Here is a 17,561-nt window from a genome sequence, read left to right on the forward strand (position 1 = left end):
AAGGCAGAGACGATGAGTACAAGCAATCACCACCGCTTAATCATACTTGGTTCTGGTCCAGCAGGTTACACCGCCGCAGTCTATGCCGCAAGAGCTAATCTTAATCCGGTCTTAATCACCGGTATGCAACCCGGTGGTCAATTAACAACAACCACAGAGGTAGACAACTGGCCTGGGGATATTGAAGGCCTGCAAGGCCCCGCTCTTATGGACCGGATGCAAAAGCATGCGGAACGCTTTGATACCCAAATCATTTTTGATCATATTGTCAAAGCTAACTTAGCGCAAGCACCATTCATACTGCAGGGGGATAGCGAAATCTATACTTGTGATGCTTTAATTATTGCGACTGGCGCATCAGCACGCTATTTGGGGTTAGAGTCTGAATCAGCATATCAAGGTCGGGGCGTTTCAGCCTGTGCGACTTGTGACGGCTTCTTTTATCGCAATAAAGACGTATGTGTCATTGGCGGCGGCAATACTGCAGTTGAAGAAGCGCTTTATTTGTCTAATATTGCTTCCACAGTGACTTTAGTGCATCGAAGAGACAGTTTACGAGCCGAAAAAATTCTCCAAGATAAACTTTTTGAAAAAGAAAAAAATGGCAATATCAAAATAATCTGGAATTATACACTTGATGAAGTTTTAGGAGATGGAAAAAAAGTGACTGGTGCTTCTATCCGCAATGTGAATAATGATGCTAAAGAAGAGTTAGCACTAGATGGGGTATTTATAGCCATTGGCCACACGCCTAATACTGTATTATTTAACGATCAGTTATTAATGAAGGATGGATACATTACTATTAAATCAGGACTTGAAGGCATGGCCACCAGTACCTCAATCCCTGGAGTATTTGCCTGTGGGGACGTTGCAGATCATGTATATCGTCAAGCAATAACTTCGGCAGGCTTCGGATGCATGGCGGCACTCGATGCAGAGAAATATTTGGACTCAAAAGTAGTTTAAATTATGTGCAGTTTCTTAGTGGATTTTGACTATTTTTAAAGACGAACATCTCAAAATGCTATTTTGCAAATGAGGTGAGACAATCCGCTATCGATTCTAAAGAGGTATTGATATGGATTGCATCGACTTATTATCCAGCCTGAGGGATTGATAATTTTACGGTGCAACCCTATCGATTGCCAAAATCCTTAAGTGTAGAGAGAACCCTAAGCCATAATCTGGTTGATTCAGAAAAAGCAATTAAACGAGGCAGCCTCCCTAAAGCTTTGTTATGCTCTGATTTGCCCATCCCCAAAAATAAGCCATTTATAACTGGTTAATGCTGCCAAACCCATTGGGCCGCGAGCATGTAATTTTTGAGTACTAATCCCGATTTCGGCACCCATACCAAATTGCCCACCGTCTGTAAATGCCGTTGAAGCGTTAACATAGACCGCTGCTGCATCAACATGATCTAAAAAGTAAGTAACCGCTGCAGGTTCTTCCGCAATAATCGCTTCGCTATGTCCCGAAGTATGTTCCATAATATGGTTAACTGCATCCTTAACTGAAGAAACTGTTTTGATTGCCATCTTGTAGGATAAAAATTCATGACCAAAGTCATTTGCACTTGCTTGATGAAGAAGAGGTTTAGGATAAGCCACTTCAAGTGTCTTATAGCTTAATGCATCTGCATAAATTTCAACATTTTTTGACCCAAGTAACTCGACTAAAAAATATAAATTTCCTAAACTTTTTTTGTTGATTATCAAAGTGTCTAAAGCATTACACACACTGACTCGTCTTGTTTTAGCATTGGTAATAATCAAACGGCCTTTTTTAATATCACCGCTGGAATCAAAATAAAGATGGACAATACCTGCTCCCGTTTCAATAACAGGGATTTTGGCGTGTTCACGAACAAATTGAATCAATGATTTGCTTCCTCTGGGGATACACACATCAATAAATGAGGTAGCATTCAGAAGCTTATGTGTCGCCTCTCGATCAGCGGGCAATAGATAAACTGAACTCTTACTGATATTGTGTTCTTCTAAACTTTGATGAATCAGCGATTTAAGCAAGTTATTACTATGATATGCTTCTTTCCCTCCCTTCAAAACACAAGCATTCCCTGTTATAAAACATAAACAAAAAACGTCAATAGTAACATTGGGTCTTGATTCATAAATCACTGCTACCACACCAAGAGGTACCGTAACCTTCTGAATTCTCAAACCATTGGGTCGTACTCTTTCCTCAATAACAGCTCCTAATGGATCAGGTAAAGAGGCAACCAACTCCACGTCATCTGCAATCGCATTAATTCGCTCTTCAGATAAAAGCAGCCTGTCGTATCGCGAATCATCTTGTTCCATCAAGAGAAGATCTTTCTTGTTCTCCGCAATTATTTTATCTCTCTCTTTGCGTAAATTAGCCGCAAGACTCAGCAGTACTTCTTTGCGTTTCGTCATGGTTAATAGCTTTAAACGATGGCTTGTTTCTTTAGCAGCTTTTAACCGATTAGTAATAGTATCCATCAACAAAAAACTCCTAAAAAATATGCAAATGATCGTAGTGAATAAAACCTGGTTTATCTTTTTGGCCCAAGTATTCGTTTAATTTGATTGCATCGTATTTGGCTATTCCTATACCGATCTTCTTCCCTTTTGGAGCTAGTATTTCTACTAAATCGCCTTTTTTAAATTCTCCATTGCATTGTTCTATGCCCACGGGCAAGATACTAATAGCACGCTTATTTTCTTTTAAAAGATCAAACAAACCTTGATTTATTGAAATTGAGCCATTGTGCTTACTGTCATTATATGCAATCCATTTTTTTATATTTGATTTTTTCTTGCTTGGCAAAATAACCGTACCCAACAGTTCTTGCTTCATTATGCGAGTAATAACTGAAGGGATATCAATACTGGCTATGTGAGTTGTAATGCCTAAACCTGACATTTTTCGAGCCGTTGCAATTTTACTGCTCATACCACCCCTGCCCTGGGTACTCTTAACGGTAGAAACCTCTGGCCAGCCTTGTTCAGGATCAATAACAGGAATAATCTTTGCATCATGCATCTCAGGATGCCCCGTATAAACACCTTTAACATTACTCAGAATAATTAATTTTTCGACATTCATTTGCGCAGCAATAAGACCGGCTAATTCATCGTTATCAGTAAACATCAATTCTTCAATAGCAACGCTATCATTTTCGTTAATAATGGGCACAATATTTTTTTGCTGCAAAATTTCTCGCAGTAATCTGGCAATATTTAAATAATGATTTCTCGTTCGAAAATCTTGTTTGGTGAGTAATATCTGCGATGCTAATATATGGTGTACTTTGAACATTGAGGAATATAGATGCATCAATTCATGTTGACCTAGTGATGCTAAAAGCTGCTTTTCACCCGTAGAACTACCATACTGACGTCCAAGAGTCTGGTGAGCCACTTTTCGACCGGAGCCAACTGCTCCCGAGCTGACCAATACCACATGATGACCTGCTTTTTGCAACATCACAATTTGCTCAACCAAATGCAACATGATGGGTTCAAAAGGTGTTCCATCATGTGATAAAATACTTTGAGTTCCAACTTTTACAACGATGTTCATTTATTTAATTTACCTTATGTCTATTTAAGGGCTTGTCTTTTAATCATAGCAATCTTTATATCTCATTACTGTTTGGTCAGCAATTTTTGAAGCCCTTTGTGGCAAAAATTATTTGCAACTAAGCATATTGTATTTGTATTATTAGCACTACTATTCAAGGAGAAGAAATGAAACGAATATTATTCCTGGGACTTGCTGCAACAATAATGTCTTTTGCCAGCATGTCACACGCTGATGCTATTTTTTATTCTAGTCTGGCTAATGCCTGTGAATATATCTCAGGGCATTGGGCCGGAACCGGTAAAGCATCGAATTGGGTTTTAGGCGATTGTATCTATCATGGAGCTGGAACAGTTAGCTCTTTGGACGCTACGGGACACTTTAAGATAGAAGTGGCTTCGGATAAAGACTCCGGAAGTATTCTTTGTCCTAATCATGCGACTAAACAGCTTACGGGAATTTGTCTTAATGGAGTTGTTACAATTATGACAGAATACGGCAATATGACAGGTAGTTTTTCACAAAATTCCGGTAGTGCGAAGGGAACTTTGTCTGTTGCCCCCGGAATGAATGCCGATGTGGTGATTCAATTTCAACGCGTTGAATAATTAATTTTAATTGTTAAAACTTTCAAGCGGATGGTTTTTATTTAAATCTGCCGGCCTATAATAAGGCCGGTTAAGTTTAGGATATCAACTGCCGAACATCAGGTAAGTTGATAATTAATTTTGAATAAAACTTCTCCTGTGGTCACCCGCATATCAGCTGAGGCTGGGCTAAAAACAAATGCAGTAGGAGAAAGAGCAACAACAGGCACGCTATTAAGAGGATATTGCGTTCTGCCATAATCGGTATAACGACCCTCAACACCCATACGCCAGTTTTCAGTCAGCGCATATTCAAAGCCAAGGCCATAAGTCCCACCGGTTAGCCTGTGGTTTTGAGATCCATAAACGTATGGTGTCGCAATACCACCATCGACAGCTGGAACAAAATCAGCAAGAAATTTTACATTTGTAAATCCTACACCACCTGTTGCATAAAAGAACCAATTATCAGCTGCATATCCAATCCGCCCAAGGATGGATGCCTGCAAATCGCTCTTGGTTGTGAACGTATCACCGGCTACGAACTGACTTGTTGGGGAAATCTCCGCGCCGACCAAGGTGCGAGAGGCAGTTAAATCATGACCATTTATGTTACCCTCAGCACCCACCACCCAGTGATTAAATTGCAAGTTATATCCAATTTGGCCGCCACCGGTAAATGAGCTGGGATTAACATCATAAATCTGAACAGAGGGACCTAAAACTGCTCCAGATACTGTTGCAGTTTCAATAATTACAGGAGCTGAAAAGTCACCCCATTTTCCACCAAGATTACCCCCTGCATACAAACCAGTCCACTGATGCCCTGTTTCAATCGGTCCCATTGCTCCAGCGTTAAGACCAGTAACCCAGAGAGTGCTAATTACCGTACCGAGGACTACTCCTGTTGAAAATACCTTTTTCATCAATCTACTCCATTTATTATCATTATATGAATATAAGAAATCTATACCGATGGACTTACAGGGAGAAAAACATCCTTTGGTACATGAGTTTGATCATATTGATAGTTTCTTCTTAAGTAAAGGCGAAATTATTGCAGTTCAACTCGATGGAGGAACCGATATGGTTTTCTACTAAAATAAATCACGGGACTTTTAAATTTAATATGATCTTAGAGAAGTTGATTGCAACAGAGACTAAAAAATAGCGCGATAAAGGAAATCTCTTATCGCGCCTTTGGACTTTAATTCTAAACAGGGAGTTATTATCTACGGTGCCAACCACCGCCACCCCATCCGCGACCAGACCAAGCGCCACTAATATAGGCGCGGTTTTCTGGACACAAAAAAAGGTTTTTTAAGAGCTATTCTTCTTAATACAAAGAGGAGAATAAAATGTCTAAAAAGCGAGCTTATTATACGGCGGCCAAGAAGGCAAAAATAACGCTAGCTGCGATTGAGGGGAAACTCACACAAGCGCAAATTACCAGTGAATACGGTGTTCACGCAACGCAGGTAAAAACTTGGAAGCAATCGGCCATCAAAGCCATTAACGATTTATTCTCTGGGGCTAATGAAAAAGAAGCCAAGTCCCAAGAGCAGCTTGTTGAGGCATTATATCAAGAAATTGGTCGACTTCAAGCGCAGCTATCTTGGCTAAAAAAAAAGCATGAACTTTAGTCTGGATGAAAAGCGCGTCATGATTGATCCTCTTGCCGAGCTCACCATTCGTGAACAATGCTTGCTATTAGACTTGCCTGTTTCAAGTTATTATTATAGTGCCAAGCCCATTTCTGTCGAAGATGAAGCGCTTATGGCGCTACTTGATGAGCACTATCTGCAGTATCCATGTGAAGGTAAAATTAAGCGGGCAAGATGGCTGTCAAAAGAAGTAGGCTATCCTGTTGGTAAACGTCGAGTAAAAAAGTTGATGGAAATGATGGGGTTATCGACTGTTTACCCAAAGCCAAATACAAGCGTTCCCAATAAGGAGCATGAGGTGTTCCCTTATTTATTAAAAGAGGTGGATATCACCAAACCAAATCAGGTTTGGGCCGCAGATATCACCTACATCCGCATGAAAGGAAAGCATGTGTATTTAGTAGCTATTATGGACTGGTATAGTCGTTATGTGATTGGATGGGCTATTTCACCTACTATGGAGGCTGAATTTTGTATTGAGGCGCTTAGAAACGCTTTGCTGCATTCGCGTTGTGAGATCTTTAACACGGATCAGGGTTCTCAATTTACCTCAAAAGATTGGATAAATACGCTAAAATCTCACCACATTTCTATCAGCATGGATGGGCGAGGACGTTATTTAGATAATATATTTATCGAGCGATTGTGGCGTAGTGTTAAGCAAGAAAAAATCTACCGGTATGATTTTGATACAATTGAAGAGGTTGAGCTGGCCTTAACGGAGTATTTTGAGTATTATAATAACCGAAGGCTTCACCAGTCCTTTAATTATTTAACGCCCGCAGAGGTGTATTATGGCCGGAAAAGACCATAAACCCTAAATGAGAGCGTCATGACTTACCCACAAGGCCCACAGGCCTATACGAGAAAGTGAAGCTCTCCTGACCTGTGGACTTGTGGATAAGTCATTCTGATAGAGTTGTGGTAAAATGACCTAAGACAATTCGTAGTAGCAATCACTATTCATACGGTATTGAGTAGGTTTAAATAGGTTAATTTGAGTGAATTTTTAACTATAAATGATGGATGAATAGCTCTTATTTTTCCTTAATTTTGTTCCAGACATGCGGACCCATATCACGGATAGGAGAGACGATTGGATTATAACGATAAATATATCTTTCCTCACCCCGAAACTAGTGACAAACAAGGCTTATTGGTTATTGGCGGTGATTTATCTCCTCAAAAGATACTACAAGCTTATTCTCAAGGTATTTTTCCATGGTATGAACCTGGTTGTCCTGTTCTTTGGTGGTCACCTAATCCCAGACTCATTTTAAAGCCAAACGAGTTTAAGGTATCTCGCAGTTTAAAGAGATCATTAAAAAAACCTTTTCGATTTACTGTGGATACTGCATTTTCCCAAGTAATTACTGCGTGTGCCACCTATTCTGACCGTCTGCATAAAACATGGATAACTAATGAAATGATGGAGTCATACACTACCTTACACCATCAGGGGTATGCTCACTCATTTGAAGTTTGGAGTGGATATGATCTGGTAGGTGGATTGTATGGCATCAGCTTAGGAACCGCGTTTTTTGGCGAGTCCATGTTTCACACTGAAACCGATACTTCAAAAATTGCCTTATATTTTTTGTGTGAAACTATGAAAGCCTGGAAATTTGATTTTATAGATTGCCAAATTCCGACTCCTCATTTAATGAGTTTAGGTGCTAAAATTATAAGTCGGAAAGAGTTTCTTTATCTCTTGAACGAGGCCTTAGAAAAAAGAAATAAAAAAGGACCTTGGGATATGTATCTTGATTGACTTGCAGCATTTGACTTCAATCCCACAAGGCAGCCTTTTATTGACGTAGTTACCCTATCAAAAGCCCTTCACAGCTCACTCATATAAATGAGTTATAATTATTCTTAATGGACTATTTTTTTCAGAGGCCTTGGCATGATTAGAAAATTTTTAAAAAAAATGAATCAGCTAATTGTCTCTCTTAAATCCAGTATGCTCTTTATTTTCACCTCTTTATTCATCTTCACTGGATTATTAATTCTCCTCGTTGCCACAATACGCTATACGAAAATATTGACTTATATAGCCTATGAACACATGAATCATTCCTCGGAGTTTGTATTACGCGAATTAAATGAAAGTATCGCGCCTGCTGCAGTGAGCAGCCAATTTACGGCACAGCTTATACAGCAGGGAGTTTTTAAGGATGAAGTCGCTCAGCTAGTTCCTCTAACCACCAGTCTGGTAAAAACTTTGCCATTAGTGGTTGGGTCGTATTGGGGGGATCAGCAAGGTAATTTCATCTATTCCCAAAAAGAAAAAAATGGAAGTATTACCTCTCAAATTTACAACCGTCAAACCCATCCCGCAACTCGCACTATTCTCAATCGAGATAATTCCGGCGAAATAATTAAACGATCCTCAGCTCCCGACCTGAGTTATGATCCTCGTGTACGTATCTGGTATCTCAAAGCCCAAAATGAAAAAAAAACAGCATGGACTGATATTTATTTCTTTGATCCCCCTCCTGATTTAGGCATTACAACAGTATCGCCTGTATTCAGGAATGGAAAGTTTTACGGTGCTTTTGGCATTGATATCAGTTTGATTGAGCTGACCAATTTTATTAAAAATCAAAAAATAACACCCACTGGTTATTCTTTTATAATTACCAATAAAGGCAAATTAATTGCCTATCCGGATAAAGAACCTTTTACTGAACTGAAAACCCCTCTGGGGAAATTTCATAATGTTCATAATGGTTCAATACCGTTAATCTACCAATCGCTAGGAGCTTATAAAAAAAGTGGGGAGAAAAAACTCACATTTTCTTATGAATATAATAGCGAAACCTATATGATACACTACGAACCAGTCGATGCGTTGAAGGCTTATGGATGGCTTATCGGCATTGTAGTTCCCGAAAGTGATTTTACCAGGGATTTGAGAAAAATAAATTTGATTAGCCTATATATCAGCTTTATTATCCTGACTTTGGGAATCCTGTTAGTATCCGGCTTGGTTGCTCGTATTGTAAAACCTCTTAAATCTCTTGTAGCTGAAACAGAAAACATAAAACATTTTAATCTTGCTGGTGAAATTCAGATCAAATCTAGAATAAAAGAAATCATTCAATTACGAGACGCTGTACATTCGATGAAAATTGGGCTTAAATTATTTCAGAAATACATACCCAAAGTTCTCGTGAGGCAGTTAATTGAATCAGGTGAAGATGTACGTATTGGTGGTGTTCGGAAAACGATTACTGTTTTATTTTCCGATATTGAGCATTTTACCACTCTTGCCGAGAAAACAGATCCAAATTTGTTGATGATCCAGATGGGAGAGTATTTGGAGGAGTTAACCCAAATTATTATCTCCGAAAAAGGAACCATTGATAAGTATATCGGCGATGCCATTATGGCCTTGTGGGGCGCTCCATTACCTAATGATAAACCCTGCTATCATGCAGCGCGTGCAGCCCTTCGTTGTCAGTCAAAGCTGAATTACTTGAATGCCAAATGGGAAAAAGAAGGAAAGAGCGTTTTATTTACCCGCATTGGCATCCATATGGGAGAAGCTATTGTCGGTAATTTGGGGTCATCAGAGCGCTTAAATTATACCGCGATTGGCGACACCATCAACATTGCTAACCGGCTTGAGGGTATCAATAAAAACTATAGAACTAAAATTGTTGTCAGTGATACTGTCTGTGAACAAATAAAAGACCAGTTTTTGTTGAGGATGCTTGATTGCGTCGTAGTTAAAGGACGCACGCAAAGCTGCCTAATTTACGAATTACTAGCCGATAACCATACAGCCATCGAATTTGACTTGGGAGCTTATAATCTGTGCTTCGAAAATGGATTCTCAGCATATAAAAAACAACATTGGGATGATGCGATTGTTTGCTTTAAACGATGCCTGAAAATTTATCCAGCAGATGCCATAGCACCTATTTTCATAGCACGATGCCAACAGTTGAAAACCAAACCGCCAAAACCCGGTTGGGATGGTGTTATGGAATAATCTGATTTACTATAGGTAAGCTTAAAATATTATCCTGTGATCCATTAATTTATGGAGCAATATATGAAAAACCATTCTTCATGTTTTTTAAAATTAGTAGATGAATCGAAACAACGAATTCAGGAGATTACGGCTCAAATATTGAAAAATAGACTCGATCAGCAGGCACATTTTGCTCTGATTGATGTTCGTGAAGAACATGAATGGGCTTCAGGACATATACCCAAAGCAATTCATATAAGCAAAGGAGTCATTGAACGAGATATTGAAAAAACTATTCCTGATACACAAACGCCAATTATTGTATATTGCAGTGGTGGCTTTCGCTGTGCTCTGGTTGCCGATAGTTTACAGCGTATGGGTTATTCTCAAGTCCATTCTTTAGAGAATGGTTTACAAGGTTGGCTAGATGCCGGCTTTGAAATTCAAAAATAAACCTCAATAATAATCCCGCAGCTTCATCTTGATTTCCCACGCCAGCTCGAGTGTGAGCGAGAGAACACCTCACAGAGGCATTGTCCTCTACCCAGGAGATCTCTCGCTCACGCAAGATGAAGTTGAGATGACACGGGACTTCAGTGAGACTGATCGAGATAATAATTACAAATGGATGTGATAATCTCCTTTCACGCCGACCACATCATAAATATGAATGGGGTAATCAAAACCCTTTGTTTTAACTCGCAGATGGCCATTAATCTCCAGTTCACTACTAGTTTCTAAATAAGTTGCCTCAGAAATTAATACCTGTCCCCCCAAACTAAAATCCTGAATACGTGATGATAAATTAACTGCTGTTCCGATAGCACTATATTGCATGCGTTTTTTTGAACCCACATTACCGACTACCGCCAAACCGGTATTCACTCCAACTCCCATCAGTAAGTTGGGCAATCCCTTCTTTTTATTGAGCACATTAACTTTTTTAAGTGTCAGTTGCATTTCAATAGCGCACGCTACAGCTCTTAAAGAGTCATCTTGAGTTGAATAAGGCGCACCAAAAATAACCATGATTGCATCGCCAATGAAGGAATAGATAGTCCCCTTATGTTTTTCAATAACATGAACCATTTTAGTAAAGTAGCTATTAAGAATAGTCACTAATTGCTCTGCCGGAAGAGAGTCGGCCAGCGGTGTAAAATTTCTTAAATCGCTAAAAAGAATAGTGATTTTACACTCCTTACCACCGAGCTTTTGTTTTGTGTGTGAATCAAGAATTGACGATACTACATCGTCAGACATATAAAAACTAAATACTTGACGGATAAAATCATTTCGTAATTCCAATTGTTTTTTTATTTTTCTCAATAGGACATTAGCCTGTCGAAATGACAATTGCTCTTCAACCAACTCCGCCAATTCTTGCAAAATTTTCAACTGTTCAGGCTTTAGTTTCAAGGGCGCCTTATCAGCAACACAAAATGTTCCTACATTAAATCCCTTTGAATTAGCCAAGGGAATTCCTGCATAAAATCGAATAAAAGGAGATTTTTTTACAAGAGGGCTATTAATAAAACGCTTATCCAGAAGAGTGTCCGGTATAACCAAAGGTTCATTTTGCTGAATGGTATGATTGCAAAATGAAATGTTACGTGGGGTTTGCTTTGCACGTAAACCTCGTCGGGACTTAAACCATTGTCTTTGCTCATCCAAAAAAGCGATATAACCAATAGGTACATGAAGCAAGTCTGTAGCCAACTTAACAAGCCGGTCAAAGCGTTCTTCAGGCGAAGTATCCAAAATGTGCAGTTCATACAAAGCAGCAAGTCGTCTTATTTCATTATCATCTTCCTGGTCATATTTTCGCATAATAACTGATATGGGTCCGCATGTCTGGAACAAAATTAAGGAAAAATAAGAGCTATTCATCCATCATTTATAGTTAAAAATTCACTCAAATTAACCTATTTAAACCTACTCAATACCGTATGAATAGTGATTGCTACTACGAATTGTCTTAGGTCATTTTACCACAACTCTATCAGAATGACTTATCCACAAGTCCACAGGTCAGGAGAGCTTCACTTTCTCGTATAGGCCTGTGGGCCTTGTGGGTAAGTCATGACGCTCTCATTTAGGGTTTATGGTCTTTTCCGGCCATAATACACCTCTGCGGGCGTTAAATAATTAAAGGACTGGTGAAGCCTTCGGTTATTATAATACTCAAAATACTCCGTTAAGGCCAGCTCAACCTCTTCAATTGTATCAAAATCATACCGGTAGATTTTTTCTTGCTTAACACTACGCCACAATCGCTCGATAAATATATTATCTAAATAACGTCCTCGCCCATCCATGCTGATAGAAATGTGGTGAGATTTTAGCGTATTTATCCAATCTTTTGAGGTAAATTGAGAACCCTGATCCGTGTTAAAGATCTCACAACGCGAATGCAGCAAAGCGTTTCTAAGCGCCTCAATACAAAATTCAGCCTCCATAGTAGGTGAAATAGCCCATCCAATCACATAACGACTATACCAGTCCATAATAGCTACTAAATACACATGCTTTCCTTTCATGCGGATGTAGGTGATATCTGCGGCCCAAACCTGATTTGGTTTGGTGATATCCACCTCTTTTAATAAATAAGGGAACACCTCATGCTCCTTATTGGGAACGCTTGTATTTGGCTTTGGGTAAACAGTCGATAACCCCATCATTTCCATCAACTTTTTTACTCGACGTTTACCAACAGGATAGCCTACTTCTTTTGACAGCCATCTTGCCCGCTTAATTTTACCTTCACATGGATACTGCAGATAGTGCTCATCAAGTAGCGCCATAAGCGCTTCATCTTCGACAGAAATGGGCTTGGCACTATAATAATAACTTGAAACAGGCAAGTCTAATAGCAAGCATTGTTCACGAATGGTGAGCTCGGCAAGAGGATCAATCATGACGCGCTTTTCATCCAGACTAAAGTTCATGCTTTTTTTTTAGCCAAGATAGCTGCGCTTGAAGTCGACCAATTTCTTGATATAATGCCTCAACAAGCTGCTCTTGGGACTTGGCTTCTTTTTCATTAGCCCCAGAGAATAAATCGTTAATGGCTTTGATGGCCGATTGCTTCCAAGTTTTTACCTGCGTTGCGTGAACACCGTATTCACTGGTAATTTGCGCTTGTGTGAGTTTCCCCTCAATCGCAGCTAGCGTTATTTTTGCCTTCTTGGCCGCCGTATAATAAGCTCGCTTTTTAGACATTTTATTCTCCTCTTTGTATTAAGAAGAATAGCTCTTAAAAAACCTTTTTTTGTGTCCAGAAAACCGCGCCTATATTAAACCACCTCTTAAGAAGTTACCTAAATTTGCCAGCACCATAAGGACCCTTTGTTTGTATAAACAAAATAGATTAATTATTTGTTTATTATGTTATGTGCAAAGACGGTAACTTTGGATGCTTTTAATTCAGCAATATCTCTATATATAAATTTTAGACTATTCGCTCTGGTTAGCCATATGAGTATGAACCGTGTGAATTCAATACATACTGCTACTAAAGAACATAATGACTTTAAAAACAACACCCTTCTGAACAAGATTGTTATGTGATTCAAGTGACTTTTATGACAAACTCTGGTATCAAAGCCTACTCGTTATAAAAATAATTTTTAGAGGAAATTATCCTGTGATAACCTCATCATTCATAGCGATCAGAACCTATGCTGTTCCTATTTTATTGATTTCATCCATCCTCTTTGGCGGCCTGACAGGTTATTGGCTTGGCCCAAATGCCCATTTTTTAAAACCATTGGGGGAGCTGTTTCTCAATTTGATTTTTACAGCAGTTGTCCCTCTTATTTTTTTTAGTATTTCTTCTGCTATTGCTCAGGTGGGCTCTTTGAAAAAATTGGGTAGAATCGCATTCTATATGGCAGTTGTTTTTATATTTACTGGTGTTGTGGCAGCACTTTATGCGATCGTTATTGTAACTTTCTTTCCGCCTGGACAAGGTGTTTCTTTATATCTAACAATGCCTGAAAAAGTATCTACAGCCAGTTTTTCCAGTCACATTGCAGGCATTTTTACGGTTACTGATTTTTCAAAATTATTCTCTCACGAACACATCATGGCCTTAATCGTATTTTCAATTCTGGTTGGTCTTGCAGTAACCTGTTCACAAGAAAAAGGATCACTTTTTGCTACCTTTTTGCAAGCAGGTGAAGAAGTATTCATGCGTGTTTTTTCTCTTATTATGTATTATGCTCCTATTGGTTTTTTTTCCTACTTTGCTGTTTTAGTCAGCGATCTTGGCCCTAACTTAATAGAAAATTATGTTCGAATTGCTGCCATTTATTATGCAGCTTCACTCATTTATTTTTTTGTTGCGTTTACCGGGTATGCTTATATGGCAGGACAAACTACAGGAATAAAATTGTTCTGGTCTAATGTCTTTCTGCCTATGGTCACATCTATTGCAACCTGTAGCAGTGCAGCCAGTATTCCAGCAAATTTGTTGGCAACAAAATCCATGAGGGTCTCACCGGAAATTTATGAAACAGCCATACCTCTTGGGTCTATCATTCATAAAGACGGCTCTGTGATAGGAGGGGTTTTTAAAATTGCCTTCCTATTTGGTATTTTTCATCTGAACTTTACAGGCACCCCCGTATTACTCACCGCTTTGGGTGTTTCTTTGTTAGTGGGGACAGTCATGGGTGCAATTCCCAGTGGTGGAATGCTTGGTGAATTATTGATCTTGACTGTTTACGGATTTCCAGCATCATCATTGATAGCCATTGCCGCAATTAGCATTATTATCGATCCTATTGCAACCATGCTCAATGTCACAGGAAACAGTGTAAGTAATATGCTTATTGCCCGTTTAGTAGAAGGGAAAAAATGGCTCAGGATACAAAGCAATAGCGCAAAAGGCATCCCTAATCTAAATGAATAGCACGCTGAGATTGCCATTTACCTTATTTTAGTGCACTATTTCACTTTTATGAATTTGTACACATTGAGAGACCTATGGCAAAAGAAGATCATATAGAAATGGCTGGTACCGTTATAGACACACTACCCAACACTATGTTTCGTGTTGAATTAGAAAATGGACATGTTGTTACTGCCCACATTTCTGGTCGCATGCGTAAAAATTATATTAGAATTCTAACCGGTGATAAAGTTAAAGTTGAACTAACGCCTTATGATTTATCTAAAGGCCGTATAATATTCCGTGATAAAAACTAGTTTTCCTAACTAGTTAAGTATTCGCTCTCTAACGAGCATGACCGCCTTGTTTGCTGTTAGTAGAGTATTAGCCTAAGTTGTGATCACCTATAGAAGAATAAACAATTTTCATATCCACTACGTACCGCGCTTTATGCGCGGTATCCAAAACGATATTTCTGTTTACTATGAAATCCTTGTCCAGCGATAAATATCCTCTGGATACTGCGCGTGAAGCGCAGTATGTAGGTTAGATTGTGTGAGGATCCTTTGGGGCTTGTCCTCGGGACGCAGTTTGTACTCTCTAATTATTTACCTGCCACCATCATTTTTTCTAGTAAAACAGAGCCACATCGGGTAGAAATATTTGGATTAATATCATTGCCAACAGCAAGAATCATTTTAAACATTTCTTTTAAGTTTCCAGCAATAGTGATTTCATCAACAGGATATTGAATAGCACCATCCTCTATCCAATAACCACTGGCCCCGCGTGAATAATCGCCTGTAATCCCATTAATTCCTTGCCCCATCAGTTCAGTAACTAACAAACCTTTATTCATAGTCTTTATCAATTCGGTTAAATCACCCGCAGTAGGATCTATCGTTAAATTATGGACTCCATCGCTGTTGGCTGTTGTTTCTAATCCCATCCTGCGTGCTGAGTAACTACCAAGAACATATTGCTGTAAACGTCCCTTGTCTACCAGGAGATTGGCACGAGTAGGCACGCCCTCGCTATCAAAAGGCGAGCTTCCCAAAGCTCCATTTAAGAAAGGCTGTTCGTAGATACGAATAAATTCAGGAAAAATTTGTTGCCCTATAGAATCCAATAAAAAAGAATTTTTCCTGTATAAATTACTGCCGCTTATCGCACCAATAAAACTTGAAAATAAACTACTGGAAACACGGGAAGAAAAAATAACAGGGGTTGTTTGGGTTTCAATTTGTTTTGAATGCAAACGACTAATTGCCTTTTCTACTGCATTTTGTGCTATTACCTTAATGTCCACTAAATCCAGAGCATTTCTAACGGTGGAATACTCATAATCCCGTTGCATTTCCTCCCCTTCTTTTGCTATCAACGAACAGCTGATACTGTGCCGGGTACTGTGGATAAATCCTTCTCCACCATAGGTATTAGCGTATCCGTGATGCGATTCATACGAAGACACACTAACTCCATCAGAATTAGTAATCCGTTTATCCAGAGCCAAAGCGTGAGACTCGCATTTTAATGCCATCTCTATTGCTTGTTGGGGTGTTATATTCCAAGGATGAAATAAATCAAGATCAGAATGATTTTTGGTCATCAATTCTTTATCAGCCAGGCCAAAGCACGGATCTTCTGCACTAACTCGAGCTATATCACATGCGGCTTTAACCAATGAGTCCAACGCAGCAGGTGATGTATCCGTACTACTGGCCCCCCCCTTGCGTTGGCCTATATAAACCGTTAAACCAACTCCCTTGTCTTCACTAAAGGCAACAGTTTCTACTTCGCCCATACGGACGTCAACAGAAAAGCCTCTATCGTTATTTACTGCAACAGCGGCATTAGTAGCGCCTTCTTTTTTTGCTAGTTCCAAAACATCATTCATTAATCGAGTTAATTCTGTTGTTGACTTATGTACTTCACAATTGTTATGTTGCGTTTTAATTTGCATAAGAGATTCCGTGGTGTTGAATGATGTACTTAAGGATACAATAACATGTCGTCGCAGACCAATGTTTATCATGCAAACAAAAGTTATTTATTAAATTTATTACTTTGTATTATCGGTTTGCTGCTTTGTACAAACTCTTATCCTTCCTCAGATGGGTGGCAAGAGCTAAGTTCAGGTATTGAATATCAGGATCTTGAGGGGGGATTATTAAAACCCTGGTCCCATATCCATGTTTTTCGCATTGATTTGGATAAAAATCAACTGGCCCTGGTTACAGCAAAAAATCTGGCATTAAAAAATGCCTCAGCCGATCAATTTGCCCAGCACAGTAACGCCTTGTTAAGCATCAACGGTGGCTTTTTTGATCATGAATTTCACCCTCTCGGTCTCAGAATCAATAATAAAAAATTGGAAAATCCCCTCAAACGCATTAGTTGGTGGGGTATTTTCTATATAAAAAATAATCGGCCCCATATTTCCAATGTCCGGCATTTTAATCATGACGACGAAATTGATTTTGCCGTACAAAGTGGTCCCAGACTACTGATTAAAGGGAAGATTCCATCTCTTAAGCCTGGCGTTGCGGATAGGTCAGCTCTGGGTATAACAGCAAATGGGCAAGTGATTATTTTGGTCTCTACCAACTCCGCAATGACGACCAGGGATCTTGCCAAAATGCTGAAAGGCCCTCCCCTCTATTGCACTGATGCAATTAATTTAGATGGAGGAAGCTCCAGTCAACTGTTCGCTCATATTGATTCATTCAGACTTAATGTTCATGGTTTTTCAAATGTTAGTGATGCAATTATTGTGAAAAAACATTAATTGCTTTAGCTTTCATCATCCATTGTCTCCAGTCTTATCGGTCATCTTCAGAAAACTCTTTGAAGAATAAAACATA

17 protein-coding genes are annotated in these 17,561 nt (G+C 39.1%); 10 read left to right on the top strand and 7 right to left on the bottom strand.

The annotated features are described in order from the left end of the window. Positions 1-12 precede the first annotated feature (12 nt). Positions 13-969: a thioredoxin-disulfide reductase gene (gene trxB / locus HRS36_RS10780; protein ID WP_173237317.1), complete on the top strand. Its 957-nt coding sequence runs from the start codon at positions 13-15 to the stop codon at positions 967-969. A gap of 269 nt (positions 970-1,238) precedes the next feature. Here the strand turns inward: trxB and HRS36_RS10785 are convergent, their stop codons facing one another. Next, a complete protein-coding gene (locus HRS36_RS10785; protein ID WP_173237318.1) occupies positions 1,239-2,489 on the bottom strand; it encodes a glutamate-5-semialdehyde dehydrogenase in 1,251 nt (416 codons plus the stop codon). Positions 2,490-2,502: 13 nt separating this feature from the next. Further along, entirely contained in the window at positions 2,503-3,573 is a 1,071-nt protein-coding gene (gene proB / locus HRS36_RS10790) for a glutamate 5-kinase (protein WP_173237319.1), read from the bottom strand. Between the two features lie 167 nt (positions 3,574-3,740). On the opposite strand from proB, the gene HRS36_RS10795 reads away from it, so the two are divergent. Then, positions 3,741-4,181, top strand: a complete 441-nt coding sequence (locus tag HRS36_RS10795) for a hypothetical protein (RefSeq protein WP_173237320.1) — start codon at positions 3,741-3,743, stop codon at positions 4,179-4,181. A 98-nt stretch (positions 4,182-4,279) separates the two neighbouring features. Here the strand turns inward: HRS36_RS10795 and HRS36_RS10800 are convergent, their stop codons facing one another. Beyond that, positions 4,280-5,086, bottom strand: coding sequence for an outer membrane protein (locus HRS36_RS10800; RefSeq protein WP_173237321.1), 807 nt, complete (start codon positions 5,084-5,086; stop codon positions 4,280-4,282). 432 nt (positions 5,087-5,518) lie between these two features. Between HRS36_RS10800 and HRS36_RS10805 the strand changes: the two genes are divergently transcribed. The 5 genes from HRS36_RS10805 to HRS36_RS10825 all read left to right on the top strand — a co-directional run bounded on the left by HRS36_RS10805 (position 5,519) and on the right by HRS36_RS10825 (position 10,259). Then, entirely contained in the window at positions 5,519-5,803 is a 285-nt protein-coding gene (locus tag HRS36_RS10805; RefSeq protein WP_173235475.1) for a transposase, read from the top strand. Further along, positions 5,793-6,638: an IS3 family transposase gene (locus HRS36_RS10810; RefSeq protein ID WP_173235473.1), complete on the top strand. Its 846-nt coding sequence runs from the start codon at positions 5,793-5,795 to the stop codon at positions 6,636-6,638. Before HRS36_RS10805 ends, HRS36_RS10810 begins: the two co-directional genes overlap by 11 nt. Positions 6,639-6,920: 282 nt before the next feature. Next, positions 6,921-7,595, top strand: a complete 675-nt coding sequence (gene aat / locus HRS36_RS10815) for a leucyl/phenylalanyl-tRNA--protein transferase (RefSeq protein ID WP_173237322.1) — start codon at positions 6,921-6,923, stop codon at positions 7,593-7,595. A gap of 135 nt (positions 7,596-7,730) precedes the next feature. Next, the gene (locus HRS36_RS10820; protein ID WP_173237323.1) at positions 7,731-9,824 is read left to right on the top strand and encodes an adenylate/guanylate cyclase domain-containing protein; all 2,094 of its coding nucleotides are present in this window, start codon (positions 7,731-7,733) and stop codon (positions 9,822-9,824) included. 63 nt (positions 9,825-9,887) lie between these two features. Further along, positions 9,888-10,259 carry a rhodanese-like domain-containing protein gene (locus tag HRS36_RS10825; protein WP_173237324.1) on the top strand — a complete coding sequence of 124 codons (372 nt, stop codon included), beginning with the start codon at positions 9,888-9,890 and terminating at the stop codon, positions 10,257-10,259. 165 nt (positions 10,260-10,424) lie between these two features. Here HRS36_RS10825 and HRS36_RS10830 read toward each other — a convergent pair whose 3' ends face one another. The 3 genes from HRS36_RS10830 to HRS36_RS10840 form a co-directional block, all read right to left on the bottom strand. Then, positions 10,425-11,633 (bottom strand): adenylate/guanylate cyclase domain-containing protein, encoded by a 1,209-nt coding sequence (locus tag HRS36_RS10830; RefSeq protein ID WP_226905457.1) that lies wholly within the window; start codon positions 11,631-11,633, stop codon positions 10,425-10,427. A gap of 272 nt (positions 11,634-11,905) precedes the next feature. Further along, on the bottom strand, positions 11,906-12,751 hold the full coding sequence (locus tag HRS36_RS10835) for an IS3 family transposase (protein ID WP_173235473.1): 846 nt from the start codon (positions 12,749-12,751) through the stop codon (positions 11,906-11,908). After that, positions 12,741-13,025 (bottom strand): transposase, encoded by a 285-nt coding sequence (locus tag HRS36_RS10840; RefSeq protein ID WP_173235475.1) that lies wholly within the window; start codon positions 13,023-13,025, stop codon positions 12,741-12,743. Before HRS36_RS10840 ends, HRS36_RS10835 begins: the two co-directional genes overlap by 11 nt. A gap of 427 nt (positions 13,026-13,452) precedes the next feature. Here HRS36_RS10840 and HRS36_RS10845 point away from each other — a divergent pair, with 427 nt between their 5' ends. Further along, the gene (locus HRS36_RS10845; RefSeq protein WP_197933224.1) at positions 13,453-14,718 is read left to right on the top strand and encodes a dicarboxylate/amino acid:cation symporter; all 1,266 of its coding nucleotides are present in this window, start codon (positions 13,453-13,455) and stop codon (positions 14,716-14,718) included. Positions 14,719-14,792: 74 nt separating this feature from the next. Further along, the gene (infA, locus tag HRS36_RS10850) at positions 14,793-15,014 is read left to right on the top strand and encodes a translation initiation factor IF-1 (protein WP_006872751.1); all 222 of its coding nucleotides are present in this window, start codon (positions 14,793-14,795) and stop codon (positions 15,012-15,014) included. Between the two features lie 287 nt (positions 15,015-15,301). On the opposite strand, the gene pmbA is transcribed toward infA, so the two are convergent. Then, complete coding sequence (gene pmbA / locus HRS36_RS10855; RefSeq protein WP_173237325.1) at positions 15,302-16,660, bottom strand: metalloprotease PmbA; 1,359 nt, start codon at positions 16,658-16,660, stop codon at positions 15,302-15,304. A gap of 45 nt (positions 16,661-16,705) precedes the next feature. Here pmbA and HRS36_RS10860 point away from each other — a divergent pair, with 45 nt between their 5' ends. Beyond that, a complete protein-coding gene (locus tag HRS36_RS10860; RefSeq protein WP_173237326.1) occupies positions 16,706-17,485 on the top strand; it encodes a phosphodiester glycosidase family protein in 780 nt (259 codons plus the stop codon). Positions 17,486-17,561 lie beyond the last annotated feature (76 nt).

The sequence above is a fragment of the Legionella antarctica genome, from assembly GCF_011764505.1.
Taxonomy (GTDB): Bacteria; Pseudomonadota; Gammaproteobacteria; order Legionellales; family Legionellaceae; genus Legionella; species Legionella antarctica.